This is a genomic window from Bacillus sp. C28GYM-DRY-1 (assembly GCF_030519405.1).
Classification (GTDB): Bacteria; Bacillota; Bacilli; order Bacillales; family Bacillaceae; genus Bacillus; species Bacillus spizizenii_A.
This window is the reverse complement of sequence record NZ_JAUMKF010000093.1, coordinates 1-270: the sequence shown is the minus strand read 5'-3', so window position 1 is coordinate 270 and position 270 is coordinate 1. Positions and strand designations below refer to the sequence as shown.

Here is a 270-nt window from a genome sequence, read left to right as displayed (position 1 = left end):
TTGCGCGCTAGAATGTTAGGCGCCACTTTGCCGATTGTTCCTTTATATGAACGATATTTCTTCTTTCGAATCATACATTTTAGTCCGAGGGCTTTCATGATGCGCTGCACCTTCTTGTGATTGACCTTTCGTCCCCGATTCTTTAGTTCATCACGAATACGGCGGTATCCATACCGGCCTTGATGTTCTTTAAAAATAAGTTGAACCATCTTTTTTATGTCGGCATCTCGATCAGGGCGATCAAAATGCTTTACGCAGTAATAGTAGGTG

Annotated in this window: 1 protein-coding gene; it reads right to left on the bottom strand. The window is 42.6% G+C overall.

The window, feature by feature from the left end:
* Positions 1-270 (bottom strand): IS3 family transposase (locus Q3W56_RS20825; protein WP_302896721.1); only part of this gene is annotated, 270 nt, incomplete at both ends.